This window comes from Terracoccus luteus, from assembly GCF_003635045.1.
Lineage (GTDB): Bacteria > Actinomycetota > Actinomycetes > Actinomycetales > Dermatophilaceae > Terracoccus > Terracoccus luteus.
The window spans coordinates 1,635,277-1,662,201 of sequence record NZ_RBXT01000001.1 but is presented as its reverse complement, the minus strand read 5'-3'; the positions used below and the strand labels follow the sequence as shown (position 1 = coordinate 1,662,201).

The 26,925-nt window shown below is 73.4% G+C and carries 25 protein-coding genes and 1 tRNA gene; 11 read left to right on the top strand and 15 right to left on the bottom strand.

The genetic code is table 11. From position 1 onward, the window contains the following. Nucleotides 1–35: 35 nt before the first annotated feature. The gene (locus tag DFJ68_RS07680; RefSeq protein ID WP_121032240.1) at nt 36–938 is read right to left on the bottom strand and encodes an SURF1 family cytochrome oxidase biogenesis protein; all 903 of its coding nucleotides are present in this window, start codon (nt 936–938) and stop codon (nt 36–38) included. A 32-nt stretch (nt 939–970) separates the two neighbouring features. On the opposite strand from DFJ68_RS07680, the gene moaA reads away from it, so the two are divergent. Next, nucleotides 971–2,008, top strand: a complete 1,038-nt coding sequence (gene moaA / locus DFJ68_RS07675; protein WP_121032239.1) for a GTP 3',8-cyclase MoaA — start codon at nt 971–973, stop codon at nt 2,006–2,008. A gap of 110 nt (nt 2,009–2,118) precedes the next feature. Here the strand turns inward: moaA and DFJ68_RS07670 are convergent, their stop codons facing one another. Both DFJ68_RS07670 and DFJ68_RS07665 read right to left on the bottom strand, forming a co-directional pair. Further along, entirely contained in the window at nt 2,119–2,403 is a 285-nt protein-coding gene (locus DFJ68_RS07670) for a hypothetical protein (RefSeq protein ID WP_308331679.1), read from the bottom strand. Next, a complete protein-coding gene (locus DFJ68_RS07665) occupies nt 2,400–2,690 on the bottom strand; it encodes a DUF3099 domain-containing protein (RefSeq protein ID WP_121032238.1) in 291 nt (96 codons plus the stop codon). Before DFJ68_RS07665 ends, DFJ68_RS07670 begins: the two co-directional genes overlap by 4 nt. Before the next feature lie 212 nt (nt 2,691–2,902). Here DFJ68_RS07665 and fabG point away from each other — a divergent pair, with 212 nt between their 5' ends. The 3 genes from fabG (at nt 2,903) to DFJ68_RS07650 (ending at nt 6,797) form a co-directional block, all read left to right on the top strand. Further along, nucleotides 2,903–3,643: a 3-oxoacyl-[acyl-carrier-protein] reductase gene (fabG, locus tag DFJ68_RS07660; protein ID WP_420823671.1), complete on the top strand. Its 741-nt coding sequence runs from the start codon at nt 2,903–2,905 to the stop codon at nt 3,641–3,643. 120 nt (nt 3,644–3,763) lie between these two features. After that, on the top strand, nt 3,764–4,531 hold the full coding sequence (gene fabI, locus DFJ68_RS07655) for an enoyl-ACP reductase FabI (RefSeq protein WP_121032237.1): 768 nt from the start codon (nt 3,764–3,766) through the stop codon (nt 4,529–4,531). Between the two features lie 49 nt (nt 4,532–4,580). Beyond that, the gene (locus DFJ68_RS07650) at nt 4,581–6,797 is read left to right on the top strand and encodes a tetratricopeptide repeat protein (RefSeq protein ID WP_121032236.1); all 2,217 of its coding nucleotides are present in this window, start codon (nt 4,581–4,583) and stop codon (nt 6,795–6,797) included. A gap of 274 nt (nt 6,798–7,071) precedes the next feature. Here DFJ68_RS07650 and cphA read toward each other — a convergent pair whose 3' ends face one another. The 5 genes from cphA to glgC all read right to left on the bottom strand — a co-directional run bounded on the left by cphA (nt 7,072) and on the right by glgC (nt 14,672). After that, nucleotides 7,072–9,957, bottom strand: coding sequence for a cyanophycin synthetase (cphA, locus tag DFJ68_RS07645; protein WP_121032235.1), 2,886 nt, complete (start codon nt 9,955–9,957; stop codon nt 7,072–7,074). A 152-nt stretch (nt 9,958–10,109) separates the two neighbouring features. After that, nucleotides 10,110–10,988, bottom strand: coding sequence for a cyanophycinase (locus DFJ68_RS07640; RefSeq protein WP_245963524.1), 879 nt, complete (start codon nt 10,986–10,988; stop codon nt 10,110–10,112). Between the two features lie 54 nt (nt 10,989–11,042). Then, nucleotides 11,043–12,341, bottom strand: coding sequence for a phosphoserine phosphatase SerB (gene serB / locus DFJ68_RS07635; RefSeq protein ID WP_121032233.1), 1,299 nt, complete (start codon nt 12,339–12,341; stop codon nt 11,043–11,045). A 119-nt stretch (nt 12,342–12,460) separates the two neighbouring features. After that, entirely contained in the window at nt 12,461–13,324 is an 864-nt protein-coding gene (locus DFJ68_RS07630; protein ID WP_121032232.1) for an LLM class F420-dependent oxidoreductase, read from the bottom strand. Between the two features lie 88 nt (nt 13,325–13,412). Then, a complete protein-coding gene (gene glgC, locus DFJ68_RS07625) occupies nt 13,413–14,672 on the bottom strand; it encodes a glucose-1-phosphate adenylyltransferase (protein ID WP_121032231.1) in 1,260 nt (419 codons plus the stop codon). A gap of 157 nt (nt 14,673–14,829) precedes the next feature. Here glgC and glgA point away from each other — a divergent pair, with 157 nt between their 5' ends. Beyond that, on the top strand, nt 14,830–16,035 hold the full coding sequence (gene glgA / locus DFJ68_RS07620; RefSeq protein WP_121032230.1) for a glycogen synthase: 1,206 nt from the start codon (nt 14,830–14,832) through the stop codon (nt 16,033–16,035). Between the two features lie 45 nt (nt 16,036–16,080). Here the strand turns inward: glgA and DFJ68_RS07615 are convergent, their stop codons facing one another. Continuing rightward, nucleotides 16,081–16,887 (bottom strand): PIG-L deacetylase family protein, encoded by an 807-nt coding sequence (locus DFJ68_RS07615; RefSeq protein ID WP_121032229.1) that lies wholly within the window; start codon nt 16,885–16,887, stop codon nt 16,081–16,083. A gap of 46 nt (nt 16,888–16,933) precedes the next feature. On the opposite strand from DFJ68_RS07615, the gene DFJ68_RS07610 reads away from it, so the two are divergent. Then, nucleotides 16,934–17,353: a pilus assembly protein CpaE gene (locus DFJ68_RS07610; protein ID WP_121032228.1), complete on the top strand. Its 420-nt coding sequence runs from the start codon at nt 16,934–16,936 to the stop codon at nt 17,351–17,353. Nucleotides 17,354–17,424: 71 nt separating this feature from the next. On the opposite strand, the gene DFJ68_RS07605 is transcribed toward DFJ68_RS07610, so the two are convergent. Further along, a complete protein-coding gene (locus DFJ68_RS07605) occupies nt 17,425–18,189 on the bottom strand; it encodes a hypothetical protein (protein WP_121032227.1) in 765 nt (254 codons plus the stop codon). A 131-nt stretch (nt 18,190–18,320) separates the two neighbouring features. Between DFJ68_RS07605 and DFJ68_RS07600 the strand changes: the two genes are divergently transcribed. From DFJ68_RS07600 to DFJ68_RS07580, 5 genes are all read left to right on the top strand, one after another. After that, nucleotides 18,321–19,106 (top strand): ABC transporter ATP-binding protein, encoded by a 786-nt coding sequence (locus tag DFJ68_RS07600; RefSeq protein ID WP_121032226.1) that lies wholly within the window; start codon nt 18,321–18,323, stop codon nt 19,104–19,106. 173 nt (nt 19,107–19,279) lie between these two features. Beyond that, nucleotides 19,280–19,726 (top strand): NfeD family protein, encoded by a 447-nt coding sequence (locus tag DFJ68_RS07595; protein ID WP_121032225.1) that lies wholly within the window; start codon nt 19,280–19,282, stop codon nt 19,724–19,726. A gap of 92 nt (nt 19,727–19,818) precedes the next feature. Continuing rightward, a complete protein-coding gene (locus DFJ68_RS07590) occupies nt 19,819–21,060 on the top strand; it encodes an SPFH domain-containing protein (RefSeq protein ID WP_245963523.1) in 1,242 nt (413 codons plus the stop codon). Nucleotides 21,061–21,201: 141 nt separating this feature from the next. After that, nucleotides 21,202–21,975, top strand: coding sequence for a sulfite exporter TauE/SafE family protein (locus DFJ68_RS07585; RefSeq protein ID WP_121032224.1), 774 nt, complete (start codon nt 21,202–21,204; stop codon nt 21,973–21,975). A 35-nt stretch (nt 21,976–22,010) separates the two neighbouring features. Continuing rightward, a complete protein-coding gene (locus tag DFJ68_RS07580; protein WP_121032223.1) occupies nt 22,011–22,820 on the top strand; it encodes a TrmH family RNA methyltransferase in 810 nt (269 codons plus the stop codon). Nucleotides 22,821–23,000: 180 nt separating this feature from the next. Here the strand turns inward: DFJ68_RS07580 and DFJ68_RS18465 are convergent, their stop codons facing one another. The 5 genes from DFJ68_RS18465 to DFJ68_RS07555 all read right to left on the bottom strand — a co-directional run bounded on the left by DFJ68_RS18465 (nt 23,001) and on the right by DFJ68_RS07555 (nt 26,870). Beyond that, nucleotides 23,001–23,384: a DUF3037 domain-containing protein gene (locus DFJ68_RS18465; protein WP_121035191.1), complete on the bottom strand. Its 384-nt coding sequence runs from the start codon at nt 23,382–23,384 to the stop codon at nt 23,001–23,003. Further along, nucleotides 23,381–24,157 (bottom strand): HipA family kinase, encoded by a 777-nt coding sequence (locus DFJ68_RS07570; RefSeq protein WP_121032222.1) that lies wholly within the window; start codon nt 24,155–24,157, stop codon nt 23,381–23,383. The genes DFJ68_RS18465 and DFJ68_RS07570 overlap by 4 nt, the downstream gene beginning before the upstream one ends. 4 nt (nt 24,158–24,161) lie before the next feature. Continuing rightward, nucleotides 24,162–25,427 carry an MFS transporter gene (locus DFJ68_RS07565; protein ID WP_121032221.1) on the bottom strand — a complete coding sequence of 422 codons (1,266 nt, stop codon included), beginning with the start codon at nt 25,425–25,427 and terminating at the stop codon, nt 24,162–24,164. Between the two features lie 100 nt (nt 25,428–25,527). After that, nucleotides 25,528–26,715: a thiolase family protein gene (locus DFJ68_RS07560; RefSeq protein ID WP_121032220.1), complete on the bottom strand. Its 1,188-nt coding sequence runs from the start codon at nt 26,713–26,715 to the stop codon at nt 25,528–25,530. Nucleotides 26,716–26,786: 71 nt separating this feature from the next. After that, nucleotides 26,787–26,870 (bottom strand) — tRNA-Leu (locus DFJ68_RS07555). Nucleotides 26,871–26,925: the final 55 nt, after the last annotated feature.

Here is a 26,925-nt window from a genome sequence, read left to right as displayed (position 1 = left end):
CCCGCGCGTTCGGCGAGCTCGGCGACCGGACGGTCTCAGCCGTCCTCCTCGTCCCAAATGCGGACCTTCTTCGGCTTGGCCGGCCGGGTCCGCGGCGTCGCGCCGGCCGCGACAGGGGTCCGGCGACCGTCACCGGTCTGGTCACCGGTCGGGCCCAGGCCTCCGTCATCCGTCGGCCCGACGTCACCGGATGCCGGGTCGCCCGGCTCGGCGGCCGCCGCCGCCTCGCGGCGCAGGGCGAGGACGACGAAGACGAGCCCGCCCGGCATGAACAGCCACCACTGGTAGGCGTAGGCCTGGTGCGGGCCGAGGTCCTCGGTCGGGCGCGGCAGCAGTTGCAGCGGGTGCGACCCCACCGCGGCCGGGGGCTGCTGTGAGCCGAGCACGACGTACACGTCGGCGGTGTCGAGGCCCGGCACGAGGCGACGTGCGTCCTGCACGCTGACGCTCGCGAGCTGCGGTGCGGGCAGGTCACGGCCGAGGCTCGGCTCGGCCGTGCGCACCCAGCCGGTGACCTCGACCGACCCCGAGGGGGGCGGGTCCGCGACAGGGGTCACCGCGGCATCCTCACCGCTGGGCACCCAGCCCCGGTCGACGAGGAGGGTGCGCCCGTCGGTCGTGAAGGGGGTGACGACCTCGAAGCCCGGGTTGTCGTCGAGCGTGCGGTTGCGCACGAGCAGGTCGGACCCCTCGGCGTAGGTGCCGGTGAGGGTGACCCGGGTCCACTGGCGCTCGGCGGGCAGGTCAGCCAGCCGGCCCGCGAGGTCCGAGAGGGGGCGAGGCGCGCTGTCGTAGTTCGTGGCGATGGCGGTCACCTTGGTCTGCTGCTCGACGTGGCGGTGCCACTGCCAGAGGCCGAGGTGGTAGCAGGCGACGCCGAAGGTGACCGCGACGAGGGTCGCCACGATCCACCGCCGGGTGAGCCAGAGCCGAAGCACGACTCGACGGTACCCCGGCCTACAGTGGGCGCATGACGAGCGTGCACGTGGGGCCGATCACGGTCCGCCAGGGCGACCGGGTCGGCCTGGTCGACCAGTTCGGCCGGCGTGCCCGCGACCTCCGGGTGTCCGTGACCGACCGGTGCAACCTGCGGTGCACGTACTGCATGCCGGCCGAGGGCCTGCCGTGGATGCCCCGCTCGGAGATGCTCACCGATGAGGAGCTGCTGCGCGTCATCGGCCTGTTCGTCCGCGACGGGGTGACCCAGGTGCGCCTGACCGGCGGAGAGCCGCTGCTGCGCCGCTCGCTCGTCGACCTCGTGCAGGGCATCGCGTCGCTGCGCCCGCGGCCCCGCATCGCCATGACGACCAACGGGGTCGGGCTCGAGCGGGTCGCCGGGGCGCTCGCCGCCGCCGGCCTCGACCGCGTCAACGTCAGCCTCGACACCATCGACGCCGACACCTTCACGACCCTCACGCGTCGCGACCGACTCGGCGACGTCGAGGCGGGCCTGCGTGCCGCCGCCGAGGCGGGCCTCACGCCCGTCAAGGTCAACGCCGTCGCGATGCGCGGCGTCAACGACGACGCCGTCGCCGACGTGCTCGCCTGGTGCCTCGAGCGCGGCTACGAGCTACGTTTCATCGAGCAGATGCCGCTCGACGCACAGCACGCCTGGGACCGCGTCGACATGGTCACGGCCGAGGAGATCCGCGACCGGCTCTCTCAGCGCTGGACCCTCACCCCGCTGCCCGCCACGGACCGTGGCAGCGCCCCCGCCGAGCGCTTCCTCGTCGACGGCGGCCCGGCCACCGTCGGCATCATCGCCAGCGTCACGGCGCCCTTCTGCGCCGCCTGCGACCGCACGCGCCTGACCGCCGACGGGCAGGTGCGCAACTGCCTGTTCTCCCAGACCGAGACCGACCTTCGCACGCCGCTGCGCGAGGGGGCGACCGACGACGAGCTGCTGGGGCTGCTGCGCGGCGAGATGTGGCGCAAGCGGGCCGGGCACGGCATCGGGGAGCCGGGGTTCACCCAGCCCGAGCGTCCGATGTCGTCCATCGGGGGCTGAGCGACACGGCATCCGGTGCCGTCACGGACGTGACCGGATGCCGGGTGACAGGGGTCGGTGTGCCGGTGACGAACCGTCGACGCACGGGAGCCGAGACTGCGGTCGAAGGCTCAGCCGTCGGCGGCGGTGAGGGCGTCGACGCCCACGACCTCGATGAGGAACCCACGGGCGCTGACGAAGTCGGCCAGCGACGCGCGGTGCTCACCGCAGGCGAGCCACACCTTGCGGCGACCCTCGACGTGCAGCTTGGGGTTGCGCCAGACGACCGCGTGCTCGGCGTCGGCCCGGCATCCCTTGGCGCTGCAGACGCGCCGGTCGGCGTCGACGCCGCTGCCGGCGGCACGTGTCGCCGCGGGGTCCAGTCCGCCCAGGCCTGCTCCGGTGAGGAGGTTCACCGCTCGAGGCGGTGGGTCGTGTCGTCCTGCGGGGTCACCCGCTGCAGGGAGCCGACCGTACGGGGCTGCACGGCGTTGGCGACGATGACCGCGAAGTACGGCAGCAGCACGGCGCCGGCGATGCAGGCCCAGCGGAGCCAGCCGGTCGTGACGAAGACGAGGCCGAAGCACGCGATGCGGATCCCCATCATGATGAGGTACCGCTTCATGCGGGAGTCCTGGTCGGCCGTACTCGACGTGGCGGCCGTGGTCACGCTGTACACCATCGGCTGCTTCGTTGTGCGCATGGTCCCACCCTACGTCCGCACAGCCGGACGTGCGGCGGCCGAGAGGCCTGCGCACTACCCGAAAGTAGTCCGTTAGGTTTCGGCTTGGCAACGAAGGTTCGACACGTTCCGATAACGACGGACACGGCCCGCACGACGACGTCCCGAGGGCTCTCGGGAAGGCGACGGCGAGGCGGTGACGACGTGACGGACGACACGAGGAGACGGTGGCAGTGACGGCAGAGACGACAGCGGCGGCGACGCCCGAGCGACGCAACGTGCTCGTGACGGGGGGCAACCGGGGCATCGGCCTCGCGATCGCCCGCTCCTTCGCCGAGGCCGGCCACCACGTCGTCATCACCCACCGGTCGGGGGAGCCGCCGGAGGGCCTCGAGGGCGTCCTCTGCGAGGTCACCGACACCGCCTCGGTCGACGCCGCGTTCACCGCCGCCGAGGAGATCTTCGGCGGCCCGGTCGAGGTGCTCGTCGCCAACGCCGGGATCACCCGCGACACCCTCCTCATGCGCATGAGCGACGAGGAGTTCGACTCCGTCATCGACACGAACCTCACCGGCGCCTTCCGCTGCGCGCGGCGGGCCTCGAAGGGGATGATCCGGGCCCGACGCGGGCGCATCGTGCTCATCAGCAGCGTCGTCGGGCTCTACGGCTCGCCCGGCCAGACGAACTACGCCGCCTCCAAGTCCGGGCTCGTCGGCCTGGCCCGCTCCATCTCGCGCGAGCTCGGCGGGCGGGGCATCACCGCCAACGTCGTCGCCCCCGGCTTCATCGACACCGAGATGACCGCGGTCCTGCCCGAGGAGCAGCGCAAGGCCTACCTCGCGAACATCCCCGCCGGCCGCTTCGCCACCCCCGAGGAGGTGGCGTCGGTCGTGCGTTTCGTCGCGAGCGACGACGCGGCCTACGTCACCGGGGCCGTCATCCCCGTCGACGGCGGCCTCGGCATGGGGCACTGAGCCCCCGGCTGGCGCAGAAGCACCCGTACTGACTCGACCTGCGCGGCCCCGGCCGCCGACGCACCGGCCCGCCCACCGGCATCCGACCACCCACCCCGCACACCCGAGAAGGACACTGGCATGGGAATCCTCGAAGGCAAGAAGCTGCTCGTCACCGGCGTCCTCATGGACAGCTCGATCGCGTTCCACGTCGCCAAGCTCGCGCAGGAGGAGGGCGCGCAGGTCGTGCTCACCTCGTTCGGGCGCACGATGCGCATCACCCAGACGATCGCCAAGCGGCTGCCCGAGACCCCGCCGGTGCTCGAGCTCGACGTCACCGACGGCGAGCACCTCGACACCCTCGCCGAGCGGCTGCGCGAGCACGTCGACGGCCTCGACGGCGTGCTGCACTCGATCGGCTTCGCCCCCCAGGGTGCCTTCAACTTCATGGAGGGAACCTGGGAGGACGTCTCGACCGCCCTGCACGCGTCGGCCTACAGCCTCAAGGCGCTGGCGGCGGCGGCGCTGCCGCTCATGGACGAGCAGCGGGGAGGCAGTGTCGTCGGGCTGACCTTCGACGCGAAGTTCGCGTGGCCCGTCTACGACTGGATGGGCGTGGCCAAGGCCGCGTTCGAGTCGACCAACCGCTACCTCGCCCGTGACCTCGGCGCGCGTCATGTGCGGTGCAACCTCGTCGCCGCCGGCCCCATCCGCACGACGGCGGCGAAGTCGATCCCGGGCTTCGAGCAGTTCGAGCGCATCTGGGACGAGCGCGCGCCCCTCGGCTGGGACGTCAACGACCCGGTACCCGCGGCCAAGGCGTGCGCGGCGCTGCTCTCCGACTGGTTCCCCGCGACGACGGGCGAGATCGTGCACGTCGACGGCGGCGTGCACGCCATGGGGCAGTGACGGCGTAGCCGGGCTCGGCCGGGACCGCGGCATCGCTAGGCTCTCGCCCATGTCTGAAGCCGGCGCCACGCTGCCCGCTGTCCGCGTCGACGAGGTGCGGGTGCTCGACGGCCCCAACCTCTACTTCGCCCGCCCTGCCATCAAGGTCACGCTCGACCTGCCCGGCTACCTCGGGCTGCGGCGCACCGAGTGCGAGCGGCTCGCCGCCCGCCTCGGGATGCGCGCGGTGCGGCCGGGCAAGCGTCGCTCGGCGCTGCGCCAGCGGTTCGTCATGCGCCTCGTGCGCCACGTGACGCGGCGCCTCGGCACCGAGATCGGCGCCGGGCGCCTCGGCGTTCGGGTGCGGGCCGGCGGCCACCCCGCCGAGGTGGTGCTCGCCTTCCCGTGGGTGCACCGCACGAAGGGCCAGACCGCCGGTGAGCAGGTCGGTCGCGTGCTCGCCGGTCTGCTCGAGCGCAGCCGCGCCGTCGACGAGGTCTTCGACGAGGCCGCGGCCGCCGTCATCGCCTCGCCCGACGGTCCCGGGCCGTCGGTGCTCACCCCGACGGTCCCGGTCGCGTCGGTGACGGGCACGAACGGCAAGACGACGACGACCCGGCTCATGGCCCACATCTGCATGGCCGCGGGCCTGACCACCGCCTGGAGCTCGACCGACGGCGTCGTCGTCATGGGCGAGACGAAGGAGTCGGGCGACTTCTCCGGGCCCGCGGGCGCCCGTGGGGTGCTCGAGACGCCCGGGCTCGACATCGGCATCCTCGAGACCGCCCGCGGCGGCATGCTGCTGCGCGGCATGGGCGTGACGCGCAACGACGTCAGCGTCGTCACCAACGTCAGCGCCGACCACCTCGGGATGCAGGGGATCGACACCCTCGACCAGCTCGCCGAGGTCAAGGCCATCGTGACGACGGTGACCCGTCCCGAGGGGTGGGTCGTGCTCAACGGCGACGACCCCCGCGTGTGGGCGATGCGGCACGGCATCAAGGCCAAGCCGTGGGCGTTCAGCCTCGACCCCGCCAGCCCGGCGCTGTGGGAGTCGATCAACCAGGGCGGACGCGGCATCACCGTGCTCGACGGCGAGATCGTCGTGCTCTCGCCCAACGGCGACCCCGACCGGCTCGTGCGCATCGTCGACGTACCGATGACGCTCTCGGGGCTGTCGGACAACAACATCGCGAACGCGCTCGCGGGGGCAGCGGCCTGCCTCGGGCTCGGCGTCACGCGCGCCGCCGTCGTCGACGGGCTGCGCAGCTTCGCGCCCGATCCCGAGCACAACTGGGGCCGGCTCAACACGTACACGCTGCCGCTCGAGGGCGGTGGCCGGGCCACGGTCGTCATGGACATGGCCCACAACGAGGCCGGGCTGGAGGCCCTGCTCACGGTCGCCCGCGGCCTCACCGCCCCCGGCGGGGCCGTGCGGCTGGGTCTCGGCTGCGCCGGCGACCGGGCCGACGACGCCATCGTAGCCATGGGCGAGCTGGCCGGTCGTGGCGCCGACGACATCGTCGTCCGCTACACCGAGCACTACCTGCGGGGGCGCGAGGGCGACGAGCTGCTCGGGCTCTTCCGCGAGGGCCTGGCCAAGGTCGGGGTGCTCGACGTGCCCGGCTACGACACCGAGCTCGGCGCCCTCGAGGCGCTCTACCCGCACACCCTCGACGGCGACGTGCTCGCCGTCATGACGCACGCCGAGCGGCTCGAGGTCGACGCCTGGATCCGTGCGCACGGCGGCACCGTCGACGACGCCGACTCCATCCGCCGCAAGGTCGTCGCCGCCCGCGGCGAGCACGAGCTCGAGGGCGAGATCACGGCGGTCTGGGAGCTGACCGACGACGCCCGGCGCATCGAGCGGGCGCAGCGGCTCGTCGAGGGGCACCCGGGCGACGCCCGCCTCGTCTTCGAGCTCGCCGGGGTGCACGACAGCGCCGGTGACGCCGCGACCGCGATCGGCCTCTACGAGCAGGCGCTCGGCAGCGGCCTGCGGGAGCCATACCGCCACCGCGCCCAGCTGCAGCTCGCCTCGAGCCTGCGGGTCGTCGGGCGGGCGCCCGAGGCCGCGACGCTCGTCGCGGGTGTGCTGGCCGAGCGGCCGACGAACACGGCGGCGATGATGTTCCGCGCCCTGGTGCAGGCCGACCTCGGCCAGGAGCGTCAGGCCGTCGCCGACCTCATCCGGGCCGCCCTCGACGCCACGACCGACGTCGACACCCAGAGCTACCGCCGGGCGCTGCGGGCCTACGCCGACGAGATCGCCGCCCCGACGTCCTGAGCCGGATGCCGGTGGGCGCGCAGGGCGCGCGTCGTGCCCACGCGCGCGGACCGCGCGGACCGCGCGGACCGCGCGGACCGGCATCCGCCCGCCCTTTTTCCCGCCACGGCCCGATGACGGACACGGATCCGGGCGCACGGCGTCCGGAATCGGGCCAGGGCTGGAAAAGGGGCACGATCCCGGGGGTCAGGGTGTCCGAAACCGGGCCGCGGCTGGAAAAGGGGCAGGATGCCGGGCGGCCGGGTCGCGCGCGCCGCGCGACCCGGCATCCGGCTCAGACGGCCGTGTCGTCGACCGTCTCGGGCTCGGCGTCGGCGGCGGTGAGGGCTTCGTCTGACGCCTCGCTGCCCTCGGCCTCGGCGGACACGGTCAGCGTGTTCGGGTCGAGGTCGGGGTCGCTGACGGCGTCGCCCTTCTGGCCGACGCGGGCACCGGCCTGGGCGTGCTTCGTGCGCTCCTCGAGCTCGGCGGCCACCATCGCGTGCTTGTCGACGCACATGACGACGAGGTCGCCGGGGTTGGTGCGCGCGAGCACGTGCCGGGTGGCGTCCAGCTCGTCGAGCACGATCTCGACCTGGCGGCAGCGCGCGCCCTCGGCCATGGCCTGGCGGGCGCCCTCCGCGACGAGCTCGGCCGTCTCGCCGGTGGCCCGGCCACGCAGGCGCTCGTCCTCACGGATGACGATGACGTCGAAGTACTGGGCGGCGACCGCGCCGAGCTCGCGCATGTCGTCGTCGCGGCGGTCACCGGCCGCGCCGATCATGCCGATGCGCGACATGCGGGCGTGGTCGTTCTTGCGCGCCTTCTGCTCGGCGTAGCGGTCGACGAAGGCGCCGAGCTCCTTCATGCCGGCCGCGTTGTGGCAGTAGTCGAGGAAGACGTCCGCGTTGCCGACCTCGATGAGGTTGAGGCGGCCGGGGGAGAGGTAGTAGGTCGTCGCGAAGGTGCGCAGGCCCTGGCGGATGTCGTGCAGCGGGGCGCCGGCGGCGAAGGCCGCACCGGCGGCGGCGAGCGAGTTGGCGACGTTGAAGCGCGCCGCACCGCCGAAGGTCGAGGGCAGCAGGTGCGTCCACGCCAGCTGCATGCTGCGTCGGCCGTGCTTGATGACGATCATCTCGCCGCGGTCCGTGGCCTCGAGCACGACGGCCCGCCCGCCGCGGCGGCAGTGGTCGTCGATCATCTCGCGCGTCTCGCTGCCCGGTTCCGCCAGCGAGAACCAGATGACCTCGCCCGAGCAGCGGCGGCGCATGTTGCGCACGTGCGGGTCGTCGGCGTTGAGCACCGCGAAGCCGTTGCGGGGCACCGCCTCGACGATGACGGCCTTGACGTCGGCCAGCTGGCGCAGCGTGTCGATGCCGCGCATCCCGAGGTGGTCGGGCGCGATGTTGGTGACGACGGCGATGTCGTTGCGGTCGTAGCCGAGGCCCTCACGCAGGATGCCGCCTCGCGCGACCTCCATGACGGCGAAGTCGACGCGCGGGTTCTGCAGCACCATGCGGGCCGACCGGGGGCCGGACGCGTCGGCCTTGATGACGAGCCGCTCGTCGATGACGACGCCGTCGGTCGAGGTCATGCCGACCTTGCGCCCGAGGCCCTTGAAGATGTGGGCGATCATGCGCGAGGTCGTCGTCTTGCCGTTGGTGCCGGTCACGGCGACGATCGGCACGCGCGACTGCGACCCCGGCGGGAAGAGCAGGTCGACGACGGGCTTGGCGATGAACTGCGGCTCGCCGACCGTCGGGTGCGTGTGCATGCGGAACCCGGGCGCCGCGTTGACCTCGCAGATGGCGCCGCCGGTCTCGCGCACCGGGAAGGTGATGTCGGGGCAGATGAAGTCGATGCCGGCGACGTCGAGCCCGACCATGCGGGCGGCCTCCTCGGCGATCTCGACGTTGTCGGGGTGCGCGTCGAAGGTGCGGTCGATGGAGATGCCGCCGGTCGACATGTTGCCGGTGAGGGCCAGCTTGACCATCTCGCCCTCGGGCGGCACCGACTCGAGCGTGTACCCCTGCCCGGCGAGCACCTCGCGGGCCGCGTCGTCGACCTTGATCTTCGTCAGCACCTTCTCGTGACCGACACCGCGGCGCGGGTCCGAGTTCGTCACCTCGACGAGCTGGGCCACGGTGCTCGACCCGTCACCGACGACGTGGGCCGGTACGCGCTCGGCGATGGCCTGCATGCGGCCGCCGACGATGAGGCAGCGGTAGTCGCGCCCGGTGACGAACGACTCGACGATGATGGTGCCGCGCTTCGACTCCGCCTTGGCGATGTCGAAGGCCTTCTCGACGGCGGCGTCGTCCTGCAGGTCGAGGCAGACGCCGCGACCGTGGTTGCCGTCGAGCGGCTTGACGACGACGGGGAAGCCGATGCGCCGGGCCGCCTCGAGGGTGCCCTGCAGGGTGCGCACCGCCTCCTGCTTCGGCACCGGGAGGCCGGCCGCGCCGAGCAGAGTCGTCGTGAGGTCCTTGTCGCCGGCGATGTCGACGGCGAGCGCGCCCGTCTTCGAGGTCATCGTCGCCCGGATGCGCTGGGCGTAGACGCCCTGCCCGAGCTGGACGAGCGAGGCGTTGTTGAGCCGGATGAAGGGGATGTCCCGGGAGGCGGCCTCCTCGAGGATGGCGGCGGTCGACGGGCCGAAGGCCACCCGCTCGGCCTGGCGCAGGAAGGCGTTGAGCTCGGTCTCGAAGTCGAAGGCCTCGTCGTGCTCGACGAGGTCGTTCATGAGGCGCACCGCGAGGCGACCCGCGGCGACGCCCACCGTCTCGTCGGTGTAGCCGTAGACGATGTTGTAGTGGCCCGGGCGGCCCTTGACGCTGCGGGTCTTGCCGCGACGCTGGTCGTGGCCGGCCATCGTCTGCAGCTGCAGGGCGACGTGCTCGGCGACGTGTCCGAGCCACGTGCCGTCGCGGAGCCGGTCGACGAAGCCGCCCTTGCGCCCGGTCGAGCACGAGTGGCGCCCGACGCCGGGCACGAGCTCGAGGAGCCGGTCGGTGAAGCCCGGCAGCGCGACGGTGGGGTACTGCTCGAGGATGCCGAGGTCGACGACGAGGTGGATCGCCTGCTGGTAGCTCCACACGTTCGGCCCGCGGTAGACCCGCGTCTCGACGATGCGCAGCTCGGGGCGGGCCGGCCCGCTGGGGGTGGGGACCTCGACGGCCATCAGAACCTCCTGCTCACTGACGAGACCGCGTCCGGCTGACCCGGCCTCGGCCACGACCCTATTGCCCCGCCGCCCGCCGGGGCGCGCGGTGCCCGCCACGAGTCGTGGGCGCGGTCGGCGCCCGCGTCACGCGACGTCGGATGCCGGGGGGCTCAGTGTGCGGCGGTGCGGGCCGCCCGCACCGTGGCGGGCACGACGGCCCCCTCGATGTCGGGGTGGCGCTCGACGAAGTCGGTCAGCTCGACGGCGTCGAGGTCGAACGTGCTGCCGGTCGGCAGGGTGTGCACGACGGCACCCGAGACGAGCAGCGGGGCACCTCGCCGCGCCTCCGCGGCATCCGTGATGGCGTTGCGGGCGTTGACGAGGAAGATGGCGCCGGCGCCGACGACGGTCATGCGGCGGTCGTCGCGGATCTCGGCGGCGGTGTTCTCGTCGATGCCCATGCCGAGCAGGTTCGGCGAGGCGGCGACCATGGCGAGCAGGCGGCCGTAGCGACCACGCTGGTCGAAGTGCTGGTCGATGATGATGTCCTCGACGAGACCGAGCCCGGCGGAGATCTGGCTCGAGCGCTGGCGGGGCGTGACCCCCTCCTCGCCGAGCGAGATCATGAAGCGGCTCATGATCGAGGCCCCGGCCGACGTGCCGGCCACGACGGCGCCACGGGCGTACGCGCGGAGCACGGCCTCGCCCACCGGTGTACCGACGATGTTCTGCGAGAGCTTGACCTGGCTCCCGCCGGTGAGGAAGACGCCGGTGGCGGCGTCGAGGTCGGCGATCATCTGCGCGTCGCCGGAGTCACGTCGGGTGCGCGGGTCGACGACGGCGATCTCGCCGCCGCGCAGCCGCGTGAAGACGTCGCGGTACGCCTCGGCCACCTCGGTGGCGAACGAGCTCGCCGTCGGGATGATGACGAGGCGGGAGCGCCGACCGCCCGCCAGCTTGACGAAGCGCTTGAGCACGACGGACCGGCCGATGCGGTCCTCGGCCCCGCCGATGATGAGCAGGGTTCGCCGGACGTCGGCGGGACTCACCGGGGTGGGATCGTCCGCTTCGCTCGCTGCTGCTGCGCTCGGCATCGTCCCAGCCTAGTGACCGGGTGTGACGGTGCTCGGAGCCAGGGTCGGCGTTTCGCCCTGCACCGCAGGCGTTCCCGCCCTCGCGCCGGCTTCGTGGTCCGTGTCGGCCGCGACCGCCTCGTCCATGGCGTCGGCCTCCTCGATCTCCTCGCGCGAGATGCCGAGCAGGTAGAGCACCGGGTCGAGGTAGGGCACGTTCACCGAGGCCTGGGCCTGCTGCTGCACGAGGGGCTTGGCGTTGAAGGCGACCCCGAGACCGGCGACGTCGAGCATGTCGAGGTCGTTCGCACCGTCGCCGATGGCGACGGTGCGGCTGAGCGGCAGACCCTCCCGCTCGGCGAACTCGCGCAGGGCGCGTGCCTTCCCGGCCCGGTCGACGACCTCGCCGAGCACGCGCCCGGTGAGCACGCCGTCGACGATCTCGAGCCGGTTGGCCCGGGCGTGGTCGATGCCGAGGCTGTCGGCGAGCACCCCGACGATCTCGATGAACCCGCCGCTGACGAGCCCGACGGTGAAGCCGAGGCGCTTGAGGGTCCGGACGAGGGTGCGGGCGCCGGGCGTGAGCTGCACGTCGCGGCGCACGTCGTCGAGCACGGATGCCGGGAGGCCGGCGAGCGTCGCCACACGGGCCCGCAGCGACTCCTCGAAGTCGAGCTCGCCCGCCATGGCCCGGGCCGTCACGGCGGCCACCTCCGCCTCGCGGCCGCAGTGGGCCGCGAGCATCTCGATGACCTCCTGCTGGATGAGGGTCGAGTCGACGTCGAGGACGACGAGGCGCCGGCCCCGCCGGGCCAGCCCACCGGGGGAGACGGCGACGTCGATGCCGGCCTCCGACGCCGTGACGGCCAGTTCGCCGCGCAGGGCGGGCACGTCGGCCCCGGAGATGTCGAACTCGACCGTCGTGACGGGGTAGCGCGAGAGCCGGCGGATGCGGTCGATGTTGGCGCCGTGGTCGGCGATGCGGCTCGTGACGAGCGAGACGGCGTCGGCCGACAGGGGCGAGCCGAGCACCACGACCGCCGCCCGGCCGTGGCGGGGCCGGGCGTTGTCGCCGCTCGTCTCGACCGCCGTGAGGGCGAGCCCGAGCCGGTGGGCGGCCACGGCCGCGAGGTCGCGCAGCCCGTCGACGCCGCCGTCGCCGGGCCGCAGGACGAGGGCGAGGGTGAGGTGGCCGTGGACGACGACCTGCTGAACGTCGAGCACCTCGGCCCCCACGCCCGACAGCGCGCCGAGCAGCGAGCCGGTCACGCCGGGACGGTCCTCGCCGGTGACGGTCAGGCTGAGGGTCGGCGCGTTCTCGTCGGTCACCCCGCACACGCTAGTGAGGGGCGCGGGGCCGGCCACCCGGCATCCGGCATGCGACCCACGGGAGCCCCGACCGGAGTCGGCGGGTGCCCCCGTGGGCCACGAAGCCCGGTCGAGCCCGGTCAGGCCCGGGCGTTGACCTCGTCGCGCCAGGCCAGCAGCTCGCGCACCTGGCCGAGGTCGGGCGAGGAGGGGGCGATGCTCGCCGTGAAGAGCCGCGTGCCGATGTCGTGCAGCCGCTGGGCGTTGCCGGCGTAGTCGCCCGACTGGTCGGGGTCGCGGCCGGGCTTGAAGGCGACGCCCGCCGAGCGCTCGATCTCGAGCGGGTCGCGGCCGCGACGGGCGCACCACTCGTCGAGCACCCGGTGCTTGTGGGCGATCTGGGCCTCGTCGCCGAAGCCGTGCCAGATGCTCGCGTGCTCGGCGACGATGCGCAGCGTCTTCTTCTCGCCCCCGCCGCCGATGAGGATCGGGATGTCGCGGGTGGGCGCCGGGTTGAGGCGGCTCCACCGGTCGCGGATGACCGGCAGGTCGCGGTCGAGCGCGTCGAGGCGGCCGCCGGCGGTGCCGAAGTCGTAGCCGTACTCGTCGTAGTCGCGCTCGAACCAGCCCGACCCGATGCCGAGCACGAGCCGGCCGTCGCTGATGTGGTCGACCGTGCGGGCCATGTCGGCGAGCAGGTTCGGGTTGCGGTAGCTGTTGCACGAGACTAGCGCACCGATCTCGACCCGCTCGGTGGCCTCGGCCCAGGCGGCGAGCATCGTCCAGCACTCGAAGTGCAGCCCGTCGGGGTCGCCGCTCAGCGGGTAGAAGTGGTCCCAGTTGAAGAGGAGGTCGACGCCGAGGTCTTCGAGGGTGGCGACGAGCCGACGGATGTCGTCGTACGACGCGTGCTGGGGCGGCACCTGGATGCCGACGCGGGCCGGCCTCGGGTCGGCCGCGCTGGCCGGGGCGGATTCGGTTGTCTCGTCGGGGTGCTCGCTCATGCCGCCAGCCTAGGACGGGCGGGCGTCGGGCGCCCGGTGTCGAGGCCGCGAGGGCGGCACCGACACCGGCATCGGCACCGGGAGGAGCTCAGCGCTCGACGGTCTGGCCCTTGCCGACGACGACGATCCCCGTCTCGGTGACGTGGAACCCGCGGGCCCGGTCGTGCTCGTGGTCGATGCCGATCTGGGCGCCCTCGGGCACGACGACCTCCTTGTCGATGATCGCCCGCCGGATCTGCGCGTGCCGGTGCACGGTGACGCCGTCGAGGATGACCGACCCCTGGATGCTCGCGTACGAGTGCACGCGCACGAGCGGCGACAGCACGGACGAGTAGATGTGCGCACCCGACACGACGACGCCGGGGGAGACGGCCGAGTTGAGCGCCTCGCCGATGCGGTCGCCGCTGCCGTGCACGAACTTCGCCGGGGGGTAGGGGCTGTGGCTCGTGTAGATCGGCCAGTCGTAGTTGTAGAGGTTGAAGACGGGGTGGATCGAGATGAGGTCCATGTGCGCGTCGTAGTACGACTCGATGGTGCCGACGTCCCGCCAGTAGCCGCGGTCGCGGTCGGTGGCGCCGGGCACCTCGTTGACGCCGAAGTCGTACACGGCGGCCTCGCCGCGGCTGACGAAGTCGGGGACGATGTCGCCGCCCATGTCGTTCTTGCTGTCCTCGCGGTCGTGGTCGCGCTTGACCGCCTCCTCGAGTGCCGAGGCGGTGAAGACGTAGTTGCCCATCGAGGCGAGGATCTCTTCGGGGTTGTCGGGCAGGCCCTGCGGGTCGGACGGCTTCTCGCGGAAGGCCGCGATGCGCTGCGGGTCGTCGGGGTCGACCTCGATGACGCCGAACTGGTCGGCCATGGCGATGGGCTGGCGGATCGCGGCCACGGTGCACGCGGCGCCCGACTCGATGTGCTGCTCGACCATCTGGCTGAAGTCCATGCGGTACACGTGGTCGGCGCCCACGACGACGACGATGTCGGGCTTCTCGTCGTGCATGAGGTTGAGGCTCTGGAAGATGGCGTCGGCGCTGCCGAGGTACCAGTTCTTGTCGACGCGCTGCTGGGCCGGGACCGTGGTGATGTAGTTGCCGAGCAACGTCGACAGGCGCCACGTCTTCGTCACGTGCGCGTCGAGGCTGTGCGACTTGTACTGCGTCAGCACGACCACCTTGCGGTACTCGGAGTTGACGACGTTCGACAGGGCGAGGTCGATCAGACGGTAGATGCCGCCGAATGGCACCGCGGGCTTGGCGCGGTCGGCGGTCAACGGCATCAAGCGTTTTCCCTCACCGCCCGCGAGCACGATCGCGAGAACCTTCGGACCAGCCTGTGCGCTTCGTCGGGCCATGCCGTCACCCTAGGGCAGCAGCGGCCCGCCCGACAGGGCACGCCCACGAGCCCCCCGACGTGTCGCGTCGCGGGCGGCGTCCGGCCACCCGGCATCCGCCGAGACGGTGCGCGTGCAACCCCGGCGGCGAGGGCGCCCCGGCACTAGGGTCGGTCCCGTGCGCGTCGACATTCTCAGCAAGGAGTACCCGCCGGCCATCTACGGAGGAGCGGGAGTCCATGTGGCCGAGCTCGTGCGCGCCCTGCGCGAGCGCGGCGACCTCGACGTGCAGGTGCGCTGCTTCGGCGAGCCACGCGACGAGGCGGGCACGACCGCCTACGCCGACCTGCCCGACCTCGCCGACGCGAACGCGGCGCTGCGCACGCTCGGGGTCGACCTGACGATGGCCGGCGACTGCGTCGGCGCCGACATCGTGCACTCGCACACGTGGTACGCCAACCTCGGCGGGCACCTCGCCTCGCTGCTCGGCGGCATGCCGCACGTCGTCACGGCCCACTCCCTCGAGCCCATGCGACCGTGGAAGGCCGAGCAGCTCGGCGGTGGCTACCGCGTCAGCTCGTTCGCCGAACGCACCTCGTACGAGGGGGCGGCCGCCGTCGTCGCCGTGAGCGCGGGCATGCGCGAGGACATCCTGCGCAGCTACCCGACGCTCGACCCGGAGCGGGTCCACGTCGTGCACAACGGGATCGACTCGCAGCTGTGGCAGGCCGACCGCAGCGACGAGGCCCGCCGCACCGTCGAGCGGCACGGCATCGACCCCGACCGTCCGTCGGTCGTGTTCGTCGGCCGCATCACCCGTCAGAAGGGCCTGCCCTACCTGCTGCGCGCCTGCGCCGAGCTGCCGCCCGAGGTGCAGCTCGTGCTCTGCGCCGGCGCGCCCGACACCCCCGAGATCCTCGCCGAGGTCGAGGGGCTCATGGCCGAGCTGCGGCGATCACGCCCCGAGGGCGTCGTGTGGATCGCCGACATGCTGCCCCGGGCCGAGGTGGTCTCGCTTCTCAGCCACGGCACCGTCTTCGCGTGCCCCTCCGTCTACGAGCCGCTCGGCATCGTCAACCTCGAGGCGATGGCGTGCGAGCTGCCCGTCGTCGCGACGGCGACCGGCGGCATCCCCGAGGTCGTCGTCGACGGCGAGACGGGCTGGCTCGTTCCCATCGAGCAGGTCCAGGACGGCACCGGAACCCCCGTCGACCCCGACGCCTTCGTCGCCGACCTGGCCGCCGCCCTCACCGACGCCGTGTCCGACGCCGACCGCGCCGCGGCGTTCGGCCGGGCCGGCCGCACCCGGGCCGTCGAGTCGTTCTCGTGGTCGACCATCGGTGACCGCACGCTCGAGGTCTACCGGCAGGTGCTCGGGTCCTGACGCCGGCGACCCGGCCGGGTCGGGCGTCTACTGGCACTTGACGTCTCAGCCGAGCAGCCGCCCCGCCAGGGCGTGCCCGGACTCCCTCCCCGCGGCGCGACCGTCGAGGATGCCGGTGAGCAGCTCGCGGGGCGAGGGGTAGTCGGGGCCGAGCGCCTCGAGGTAGCGGGCGTGGGCGGCGAGCGACCGCACGGCCGCCTCGAGGTGACCGGACACATCGACGACGTGGGTGGGGGCGGGGTCGGCGGTGACGAAGACCTGCGGCGCCGACCAGGGCTCGTGGCCCTCCTCGACGAGCTCGGGGAAGATCCAGCGGTTGCCGGCGTCGGCCCGCGCGTCGACCACCGCGAGGCCGACAGCCCGGTGGTCGGCCTGGTTGACGCCGCCACCGGCGAACTGGTCGGCGTGGGTGAGCGAGACGATGAGGTCGGGTCGCCGGACCCGGATCTCGCGGGCGATGGCCCGGCGCAGGTCGAGGGAGTGCTCCACCGTGCCGTCGGCGAACCCGTCGAGGAACTCGACGACCGTCACCCCGACCTCGGCCGCGCCGTCGCGCTCCTCCTGCTCGCGCACCGGCCCCGACTCGTCGGGGTGCATCGTGTCGATGCCGGCCTCGCCGCGGGTGACGAGCAGGTACGTCACCGTCTTGCCGGCCCTGGTCCAGCGGTCGACCGCCGCGGCCGCCCCGTACTCGAGGTCGTCAGGGTGCGCGGCGACGCACAGCACCCGCTCGACGCCCGAGTCGTCGAGCGCGGTGAGCACACCGCCCGGCCGGCCCGCGTCGCCAGCGCCCTCAGTGCCGCTCGTCCCGTTCGCCTCACTGCGCCCGTCGGCCCGGCTCTCGCTCGTCATGGCGCCATCCAAGCAGCGTCGGCCGTCGCGGGGTGAAGATGGACCCATGCTGTCCATCGAGCTCGCCCGCCGCCTCGCCGACACCGGCCCCGAGTGGAAGCCGTCCCGCGGCGACCGGTTCGTCCTCACCGTGTCGGGCATGGAGGAGGAGGTCTTCGTCATCAGCGACCTCACCATCGACGTGCACCACTTCACCGGCGGCGACGTCCTCGGCTTCAACGGCACGACCGAGTGGGCCCTCGACAGCGTCGAGCAGAGCAAGGTCGTCTGGCTGCCCCGCGAGGACCAGCTGCGCGATGCCCTCGGCCCCCACTTCGTCGGCCTCGAACAGCTCGAGGGGGGCTTCGTCGTGTCGCTACGCCTCACGTCCGGCGAGGTGGAGCGGTGCGTCGACATCGACGCCGAGCGGGCCTACGCGCGGGCGCTGCTGCGCCGTCGTGAGGATGCCGGGGAGCCCGGCGCGTAGGTCGCCGCGGCCCCGCCCCCTTCCCGTTCCGGCGACGCGCCGCTCGTACGCATTGCTGGCGGGAGGTCGGGTCAGGCCGGCCGCCAGCCCGCCAGCGTCATGACGGCGATGTTCGTGGCGTCGGTGAGCGCGTCGTCGGCGTCGGCAGCGAGCGAGCGCAGCAGCATCCCGCGCGACGTGGCGGTGGCGGCGTCGAGACCGCCGGAGCCGAGCCCCCGCAGGCCCGCCGTGCGGTCCGCGATGCGCGAGACGGAGGCGGCGAGCGCCATCGTGTGCAGCGGCCGGGCCGGCGTCGCGGGCGGTACGCCCCAGCTGCGGGCCTCGGTGCCCACCTCGACCTCCGATCGCGTGCCCGGGCCCCACGGGGCGCCGCCGACCCGCTCGAAGTGGTCGGCGTGCGAGGCCATGGCCGCGAGCAGGGTGCGGTGCACCTGGCGCAGGTCGAGCATCTCGAGGCGGTGACGGGGGACGGGGTCGGCCTCGTGGGCGCTCCAGTCGACGCGGGTGCCGGTGTCGTTCTCCGGCCCGAACTCGCTGAGGCGCGGCACGAGGACGCCCCCGATGCCGGCGACGAAGACGCACTCGCCCGCGTCGGTGGCCTCGGCGGCGGCCGCGACCGAGCCGGGCGGCATCCGGCTGACGTCACCGGGGCGGGGGAGGGCGACGAAGAGCGCCCGCTCGCCGAGGTCGCGCCAGGTGTCGAGGCGGGTGAGGTCGCCGGCGACGTGGTCGAGGTCGGGGAAGGAGCGGGTCAGGGCCTCGATCGTCGACGGTCCGCCGTTCCACGAGTGCGTCATCCACAGTGCGAGGCGGACCGACGCGGGCAGCTCGGGCATCCCTCCATCGTAGGGCGGCCCGACCGCGCGGTCGGACGCGCACCGGCCTGCGACCGCGCTCGACGCGCACGTGCGCGTCGAGCCCGCGCGGTGGCCGCGGGGCGGGTGGAGGGGTGCCATAGGGTCGCACCATGAGTGACGTCCTCGCCCTCGCCGGAGTGACGGTCAAGCGCGGCCGGTCGCTGCTGCTCGACGACGTGACGTGGGAGGTCGAGGAGGGCGAGCGGTGGGTCGTCCTGGGCCCGAACGGCGCAGGAAAGACGACGCTGCTGCAGCTGGCCGCGGCCCGCATGCACCCCACGACGGGCGTCGTCGGCGTGCTCGGCGAGGTGCTCGGCGCCGTCGACGTCTTCGAGCTGCGCCCGCGCATCGGCCTGGCCAGCGCGGCCATGGCCGAGCGCATCCCGCCCGACGAGCTCGTCGGCAACGTCGTCGTCACCGCCTCCTACGGCATCGTCGGGCGCTGGCGCGAGAGCTACGACCACACCGACTACGTGCGGGCCATGACGCTGCTCGCCACCCTCGGCGCCCAGCACCTCGCCGACCGTCGCTACGGCACCCTGAGCGAGGGCGAGCGCAAGCGCGTCCAGATCGCCCGCGCGCTCATGACCGACCCCGAGCTCATGCTGCTCGACGAGCCGGCCGCCGGCCTCGACCTCGGTGGCCGCGAGGACCTCGTTCGCCGGCTCGGCGACCTCGCCGCCGACACCGAGGCCCCGGCGCTCGTGCTCGTCACCCACCACGTCGAGGAGATCCCCCCGTCGTTCACCGATGTGCTCATGCTGCGCGGTGGCCGGGTCGTCGCCGCCGGCCCGATCGGCCTGGCCCTCACCGAGGAGAACCTGTCCGAGACCTTCGGGCTGCCCCTCGTTCTCGAGCAGCACGGGGAGCGGTGGGCCGCCCGCGCCCGCGTCTGACCCCGGTCAGGGCTGCCTCGGGTGGGTACGCGAGACGTGACCGCACCGTCACCCGACATCTGCACGGAGCGGGTCCCCCTGTGGGGGAACTGAGAGAGACTGTCGAACGTCTGACAGGTAAGGCGCGTACGGCGAGATCCGTCGACGCCCCGTGAAAGGCAACGGTGGCAACGGTGTTCGACTCACACATCTGGCTCGTCTGGCTGGGGATCGCACTGGTGCTCGTCGCCGTCGAGGCCGCGACCGTCGACTTCGTCTTCCTCATGCTCGCCGGCGGGGCGCTGGGCGGCTCGGTCGCCTCCGCGCTGGGTGCGCCGTTCGCCGTGCAGGCCGTCGTCGCGGCCGTCGTCGCGGTCGGCCTGCTCTTCACGGTCCGGCCCTACCTCAAGCGCCGCTTCGCCAGCCGCTTCGACCACCACATGGGGGTCTCGGCCAACCTCGGTCGCTCGGCCGTCGTCATCGACCGCGTCAGCGACGCGTCGGGCACCGTGAAGCTCGCCGGTGAGACGTGGACCGCCCGTACCGCCGCCGGCACGATCGAGCCGGGCGAGGAGGTCGTCGTCGACCGCATCGACGGCGCCACCGCGGTCGTCAGCCGCGTGCCCGCCATCGACCGCTGAGGGGCGTCCCCCTCCTCAAGCCCTCCGGCGTGCCGACCGGTGCGCCACCCACCCACCCGCGATCAGGGGTCGCGGAGAACAGGGAGAACCACGTGGACCCGGTCCTCATCATCCCGCTGCTGCTCATCGTCGTGGCGCTCGTCATCGTGCTGCGCACGGTGCGCATCGTGCCGCAGCAGACCGCCCAGATCATCGAGCGCCTCGGTGGCTACAACAAGACGTTGACGGCGGGCATCCACTTCCTCATCCCGTTCGTCGACAAGGTGCGCGCCAACATCGACCTGCGTGAGCAGGTCGTCACCTTCCCGCCGCAGCCCGTCATCACGAGCGACAACCTCGTCGTCAACATCGACACCGTCATCTACTACTCGGTGACCGACGCCAAGGCGGCCGTCTACGAGATCGCCAACTTCATCCAGGGCATCGAGCAGCTGACCGTCACCACGCTGCGCAACGTCATCGGCTCGCTCGACCTCGAGCAGGCCCTCACCAGCCGTGACCAGATCAACGGCCAGCTGCGCGGGGTGCTCGACGAGGCCACCGGCAAGTGGGGCATCCGCGTCAACCGCGTCGAGCTCAAGGCCATCGACCCGCCCCACTCGGTGCAGGAGACGATGGAGAAGCAGATGCGCGCCGAGCGTGACCGTCGCGCCGCGATCCTCACGGCCGAGGGCTTCAAGCAGTCGGCCATCCTCACGGCCGAGGGCGAGAAGCAGAGCCAGATCCTTCGCGCCGAGGGTTCGGCGCAGGCCCGCATCCTCGAGGCCCAGGGCCAGGCCCGTGCCATCCAGCAGGTGTTCGCCGCCATCCACCGCGGCAAGCCCACCCAGAAGCTGCTCGCCTACCAGTACCTCCAGGTGCTGCCCCAGCTCGCCCGGGGCGACTCGAACAAGATGTGGATCATCCCGTCCGAGCTGACCGACGCCCTCAAGGGCATCGGCACCGCGCTGGGCGGCCAGGAGCAGGCGCCCTCCGGTGACGACGAGCAGTGGCTCGACACCGGCGACGACCACGACAACGCCTTCGCGGAGACGGTGCTCGAGGACCCGGCCAAGGCCCTCGCCGAGGCCCGCGGACAGGCCGCCCAGGCCAGCGCCGAGTCGACGGAGCACGCCGCTCCGGTCGGTCGGGCGCAGCCCGTCCGAGGTGGCGCGGCCGACGTCGCACCGGCCTCCCCCATGACGACGGTCGACCCGTCGCGGCTGGCCCGGTCCGGCTCTTCGGCCCCGCCCGTCTCGCCCGGGGCGGGCGACGGTGGCATGGTCCCCGACGACGCCCCCGTCGTCGACCTGCCCGAGAACCCCACGGCGGACGGTCAGGGTCAGCGGGGCTGAGCCCACCGGCATCCGGCCCGGGAGACAGGGCGCGGTACACCCACCGGATACCCACCGAACACCCACGGGACCGCCCGGTGCGCACGCGCACCGGGCGGTCCTGCGCGTCGGGGGCCCTGGAAGGCTCAGTAGGGTGACGGCGTGTCCGTCTGGTCCGTCGTCCTCATCGCGCTCTCGGGTGCGTGGGCCGGGCTCATCAACACCATCGTCGGGTCGGGCACCCTCATCACCTTCCCGACCCTGCTCTTCTTCGGGGTCAACCCGCTCGTCGCCAACGTCTCGAACAACATCGGCCTCGTCGCGGGCGGCGTCACCGGCTCGTGGGGCTATCGCCACGAGCTGGACGGGCAGGCGGCGACGCTGCGCCGGCTCATGCCGCTGTCGTTCGTCGGGGCGGTGGTCGGTGCGACCCTGCTGCTCGTCCTGCCCGCCGAGGCCTTCCGCGCCATCGTGCCGGTGCTCATCGTGGTCGCCCTCGTCCTCGTGCTCGTCGGCCCCCGTCTTCAGGCCCGGGCTGCGCTCCGCGAGGCGGGTGACGGCGGGAGGCCCGGCTGGCACGCCCCCGTCATCGCGGTGGGGGTGTTCGTGGCGGGCATGTACGGCGGGTACTTCGGCGCGGCCCAGGGCGTGCTGCTCATGGGGCTGTTCAGCGCCCTGAGCAGCGAGCCGCTGCAACGGCTGAACGGGTACAAGAACGTGCTCGCGCTCGTCGTGAACTTCGTCGCTGCGGGCGTGTTCCTCCTCTTCGCGCGCGACTCCATCGACTGGCTCATCGTCGTGCTCATCGCGGGCGGCGCCTTCGTCGGCGGCATCGTCGGGGCGCGGGTGGGGCGGCGCATCCCGCCCGCGGTGCTGCGCGGCCTCATCATCACCATCGGCCTCGTCGCCGTCGTCAAGCTCGTCTGGTTCCCCTGACGGGCGGGGCGGGGGCGGCGTCTAGCCTGTCGCCCGTGCCGATCTCGATCACCGACCCCGCGGACCCGCGCCTCGCCGACTACGTGTCGCTCACCGACGTCGTGCTGCGGCGCCGCGCCGAGCCCGAGCGCGGGATGTACATCGCCGAGAGCGAGAAGGTCATCCGGCGGGCGCTGCGGGCCGGGCACCGGCCGCGGTCGTACCTCATGGCGACGCGATGGGTCACCGACCTCGCCGACCTCGTCGCGCAGGCCGAGGCCGACGGCATCCCCGTCTACACCGGCGAGCACGACGTCATCGAGTCGCTGACCGGCTTCCACCTCCACCGGGGTGCGCTGGCCGCGATGCAGCGCCCCGTGCTGCCGGATGCCGTCGACCTCCTCCGTGACGCCCGCCGGGTCGTCGTGCTCGAGGACGTCGTCGACCACACCAACGTCGGGGCCGTGTTCCGCAGCGCGGCCGCCCTCGGCGTCGACGCCGTGCTCGTCACCCCGCGCTGCGCCGACCCCCTCTACCGCCGCTCGATCCGCGTGTCGATGGGCACGGTGTTCCAGGTGCCGTGGACCCGCATCGACCCGTGGCCCCAGGGCCTGTCGCTGCTGCACGACGCCGGCCTCACCGTCGCCGCCATGGCCCTCACCGACGACTCCGTGCCGCTCGACCGGCTCGAGGCGGACCCGCCGGAGCGCCTCGCCCTCGTGCTCGGCGCGGAGGGCGACGGGCTGACGGCCCGCACCGTCGCGGCCGCGGACCTCACCGTGCGCATCCCCATGGCCGGCGGCGTCGACTCGCTCAACGTCGCCGCCGCCTCGGCCGTCGCCATGTGGGCCCTGCGCCCCCGCTGACCCCTGAACCACTGAGCGCCGCTGACCCCCGCTGCCCCCCGGCCGACCGTGGCCCCCGGCGGCCCTCCGGTCGGCGAACACACTGAGCAATGCGCAGGTCCACGGGTTACAACCCGCGGATCTGCGCAGTGCTCGGTGTGTTCGCCCGGCGGGTCGGGCGGGTCGGGCGGGCGGCGGCGGTCAGGTCGGCGGGAGGACGAGTCGCTGCAGCAGGCGGCCCAGCTCGGATGCCGGGTCGGCGCACAGTCCGCCGTGGACCGGCCCGGGCTGCACGACCGTCGAGCGCGGCGCGATGATCCAGCCGAAGCGCTGCCCGAGCCGGTCCAGGCTCGGCCGCCCCCGGCCGGGCTCGCCGCGGCAGACCGCGCGCACCTGCTCGAGCATGGCCCGCACCCCGTCGAGGTCGCACGCCGGGGCGAGGGCCCGGGCCCGGTGCTCGTCGAGCGCCCAGGCGGCGTCGAGGAAGTCGGTCTCCTGGGCGTAGAGCACGACGCCGACGTTGACGAACTCCTCCCGGTCGACGCGCGGCACGAGCCGGAGCGCGACGTACTGGTAGGCGATCACCGCGAGGCCCCGGCCCCGCGGGGCAGCCACGCCTCGGGCGAGCCGAGGCGGGCGGCGAGCATCGAGCGGTAGGCGGCGCGCACGGCATCCGCGTCGGGCAGGTGGGGCGTCGTCTCGAGCCACTCCTCGGGCACGTCGTCGACCACCCGGGCGAGCGCGTCGGCGTCGAGGCGGGCGGCGAGCTCGGCGTGCCGCACCGTGACGTCACCGGCCACCTCGCGCAGCACGTGCGTCGAGGCGTCGAAGGGCTGGGCGGCGAAGCGCTCGGGGGAGGGGGCACGGCCCGGCCACGAGTGGTGGAAGTAGAGAGCGGCGCCGTGGTCGATGGCCCACGTGCGGCCGTGCCACACGAGCAGGTTGGGGTTGCTCCACGTGCGGTCGACGTTGGCGGTCAGGGCGTCGAGCCACAGGATGCGCTCGGCGAGGTCGGCGTCGGGCGGGTGGGCGCCGTCGTACCCCAGCGCACCGGGCAGGAAGTCGATGCCGAGGTTGGTGCCGACCGAGGCGGTGAGCAGGTCCTGCACCTCCTCGTCGGCCTCGTAGCGCGCGATCCGCTCGTCGAGGCTGATGACGGCGAGGTCGGGCACCGGCACGTCGACGAGCGCGGCGAGCCCGGCGACGAGTACCTCGGCCACGAGCACCTTGAGGCCCTGGCCGGCGCCCCGGAACTTGAGCACGTACGTGCCGTCGTCGTCGGCCTCGACGATGCCGGGCAGCGACCCGCCCTCCCGCAGCGGCGTCACGTACCGGGTCGCCAGCAGCTGGGGGAGCACGCGGTCAGCCTAGTGGCGCACGGTCGTCGGCCTCGCTCGCCCGACGCCACAGGCGCGGCAGCGCCAGCGAGAGCGCGAGGTAGAGCACGGCGAGCGCGACGCCCGGCCAGACGACGAGACCGGATGCCGGGAGCAGCAGGGCGCCCGCGGCCGCCGAGACGACGAGGCCGGCGTTGTACATGACGTCGTACACCGAGAAGGCGCGGCCGAGCAGGTGGTCGGGCACGTGGGCCTGGAGCAGCGTGTCGACCGTGATCTTCGTGACCTGCGAGACGGCGCCGACGGCGAACCCGAGCGCGCTCATGCTCCACGGGGTGAGCAGCGGCCCGAGGAGCGCGCACGCCAGCACGCCGAGCAGGAAGGCGCGCACGACGAAGGGGATGGCCGTGAGGCGGGGCAGCAGCCACGGGGTGACGAAGGCGGCCACGGCGAAGCCGGCGCCCGACGCGGCGGCGGCGAGGCCGAAGCCCAGCACCCCCGAGCCGGTGTCGAAGGGGCCGCGGAAGAGCAGCAGCGTCTGCAGCAGCAGCAGGCCGAACGGCAGCCGGGTGACGAGCACGAGGGCGAGCAGCAGCCGGGCGCGGCGGGGGAGGGTGCGGGCGGCCTCCGCGAACCCGGACGCCACACTGGCGAGCACGCCGCGCAGCGCCGGCGCGCCGCTCGCGTCGTCGGGGCCGACGAAGGGCAGCCGGGCGGCGGCCGTGACGGCGAGGGCCACGCCCGCCGCCGCGACGAGGACGACGACGACGTCCGGTCCGGCGGCGGCCAGACCGGCGCCGGCCGCCCCGCCGAGGAGGTAGGCGAGGGTGCCGCAGGTCGGCGAGACGGAGTTGGCGCTCACGAGCTGCCGCGGCGTGACGACGTGCGGCAGCGAGGCCGAGAACCCGGCGAGCACGAACCGGTTGAGCGAGAAGACGAGCAGGACGAGGACGAAGAAGGCCGTGCTCGTCGACGACGACACGGTGACGGCCGCGACGGCGAGGACGGTGACCAGGCGCAGCGTCTGGGCGACGACGAGCACCCGCCGACGGGGCCAGCGGTCGAGCAGCACCCCGGCGAAGGGGCCGATGAGGCTGTACGGCAGCAGGATCACGCCGAAGGCGAGGGCGATGCCGCGGGCGTCGGTCGCCTGCTCGGGGTTGAAGAGGACGTGGCTGGCGAGGGCGGCCTGGAAGACGCCGTCGCTGCCCTGCGAGGTGATGCGGCTGACGAACAACCGGCGGAAACCGGACACGCGCAGCAGCGCCGCCAGGGCTCGCAGGAACGTCACGGCGTCACTGTAGGGGGCGGCCCGGCATCCTCCGGCGGGTATCCGCCGCGCCTGTGGACGGCCAGGGGGACGGCCAGAAGCCGGTCGGGGGTCAATCGGGTCAGGCGGGGGCGTCGACGTTCTCGAGGACGACCGCCAGACCCTGGCCGACCCCGATGCACACGGCGGCCACGCCCCAGCGCTCCCGGCGCTCGCGCAGCACGGCGGCGAGCGTCCCGACGACCCGGGCCCCGGAGGCCCCGAGGGGGTGGCCGAGGGCGATGGCCCCGCCGCGGGTGTTGACGACCTCGGGGTCGACCGGCCATGCGTCGACGCACGCGAGCGACTGCACCGCGAACGCCTCGTTGAGCTCGACGGCCCCCACGGCGTCCCAGGGGACGCCGGCGCGTTCCAAGGCCCGGTTCGCCGCCTCGACGGGCGCGTAGCCGAACTCCTGGGGGGTGAGGGCGAAGGCGGCCCGGCCGGCGACCCGGGCGAGGGGGTCCCGCCCGATGGTCGCCGCGGCGCCCTCCGATCCGAGCAGCACCGCGGCGGCCCCGTCGCTGAGCGGCGAGGCGTTGCCGGCCGTGATGGTGCCGTCGGGCCGGAACGACGGCCTCAGCGTGGCCAGCGTCGACACCGTGCTGTCGGGGCGCACGTTCTCGTCGCGGGTGAGGTCGGTGCCCGGCACCGGGACCACGAGCTCGTCGTAGAAGCCCGCCTCCCACGCCTCGTGGGCCAGGCGGTGCGAGCGGGCGGCGAACTCGTCCTGGCGCTCACGGGAGATGCCGAACCGCTGCTGCAGCTGCTCGTTGGCCTCGCCGAGCGAGACCGTCCAGGCGGGGTCCATGCGCGGGTTGACCATCCGCCAGCCCAGCGTCGTCGACACCGCCGCGAGGTCGCCCGCGGGGAAGGCCCGCGACGGCTTGGGCAGCACCCACGGGGCCCGGGTCATCGACTCGACGCCTCCGGTGAGCACGACGTCGACGTCGCCGCTGTCGATCGCCCGTGAGCCCATGATGACGGCGTCGAGGCTCGAGCCGCAGAGGCGGTTCACCGTCGTGCCCGGCACGCCCACCGGCATCCCGGCCAGCAGGGCGGCCATGCGCCCGACGTTGCGGTTCTCCTCGCCGGCGCCGTTGGCGTTGCCCCAGACGACGTCGTCGACGCGGCCGGGGTCGAGACGGGGGCTCCGCTCGAGCAGCACCCGGATGACGTGGGCCGCGAGGTCGTCGGGGCGCACCCCCGCGAGCGCGCCGCCGAAGCGGCCGAACGGGGTGCGGACGGCGCCGTAGACGAAGGAGCTCATCGCTGCAGCCTAGGGAGGTCGCACACGAGAACGGGCGGAGGCCCCCGGTGGGGGCCTCCGCCCGTGTTCTGTGTCGAGGGGGGGACTTGAACCCCCACGCCCGTTAAGGGCACTAGCACCTCAAGCTAGCGCGTCTGCCATTCCGCCACCCCGACAAGGTGCGCCGCGAGGGTTGTGTTCTCCCCTCCAGCGAGGCGAAACGTTAGCACG

Bases quoted from the DNA above. Each gene is read 5' to 3' on its own strand.
- DFJ68_RS07650 (WP_121032236.1), top strand. From the start codon at position 4,581: ATGTCTGAAGCCGGCGCCACGCTGCCCGCTGTCCGCGTCGACGAGGTG.
- DFJ68_RS07605 (WP_121032227.1), bottom strand. From the start codon at position 18,189: ATGCCCGAGCTGCCCGCGTCGGTCCGCCTCGCACTGTGGATGACGCAC.
- moaA (WP_121032239.1), top strand. From the start codon at position 971: ATGACGAGCGTGCACGTGGGGCCGATCACGGTCCGCCAGGGCGACCGG.
- DFJ68_RS07600 (WP_121032226.1), top strand. From the start codon at position 18,321: ATGAGTGACGTCCTCGCCCTCGCCGGAGTGACGGTCAAGCGCGGCCGG.
- DFJ68_RS07615 (WP_121032229.1), bottom strand. From the start codon at position 16,887: ATGACGAGCGAGAGCCGGGCCGACGGGCGCAGTGAGGCGAACGGGACG.
- fabI (WP_121032237.1), top strand. From the start codon at position 3,764: ATGGGAATCCTCGAAGGCAAGAAGCTGCTCGTCACCGGCGTCCTCATG.
- DFJ68_RS07560 (WP_121032220.1), bottom strand. From the start codon at position 26,715: ATGAGCTCCTTCGTCTACGGCGCCGTCCGCACCCCGTTCGGCCGCTTC.
- glgC (WP_121032231.1), bottom strand. From the start codon at position 14,672: ATGGCCCGACGAAGCGCACAGGCTGGTCCGAAGGTTCTCGCGATCGTG.
- cphA (WP_121032235.1), bottom strand. From the start codon at position 9,957: ATGGCCGTCGAGGTCCCCACCCCCAGCGGGCCGGCCCGCCCCGAGCTG.
- DFJ68_RS07630 (WP_121032232.1), bottom strand. From the start codon at position 13,324: ATGAGCGAGCACCCCGACGAGACAACCGAATCCGCCCCGGCCAGCGCG.
- DFJ68_RS07665 (WP_121032238.1), bottom strand. From the start codon at position 2,690: ATGCGCACAACGAAGCAGCCGATGGTGTACAGCGTGACCACGGCCGCC.
- DFJ68_RS07610 (WP_121032228.1), top strand. From the start codon at position 16,934: ATGCTGTCCATCGAGCTCGCCCGCCGCCTCGCCGACACCGGCCCCGAG.